Raw genomic sequence first — 262 nt, 5'->3', positions numbered from 1 at the left:
CTACGCTGCGCAGCGTGGGAGAAGCGCATGTTACAGCCGCTTCTACAAGACCCAAGCTGATTGGTGGCGCCCGAGCGGTATACGAAGCTACACCCCCTACTGATAGCTGTACCTAAAGAGGGCTTTCAAATCAGTCCAAGCCCATATTCAAGGAGGAGAGATAAATCATGCTAGAATTTTTGCGTAAACAAGACCCACAAGTATTGGAAGGCATTCAACTGGAATTGGGAAGACAGCGCGACAAGATTGAGCTGATTGCATC

The 262-nt window shown here is 49.2% G+C and carries 1 protein-coding gene; it reads left to right on the top strand.

Annotated elements, in window-relative coordinates; translation table 11 throughout:
- Positions 1–116: DUF436 family protein (locus SB775_RS30715; RefSeq protein ID WP_410865044.1), on the top strand; the 116-nt coding region annotated here is incomplete at its 5' end.
- Positions 117–262 lie beyond the last annotated feature (146 nt).

This window comes from Peribacillus sp. SIMBA_075 (assembly GCF_046534585.1).
This window is presented reverse-complemented; position numbering and strand designations above follow the sequence as displayed.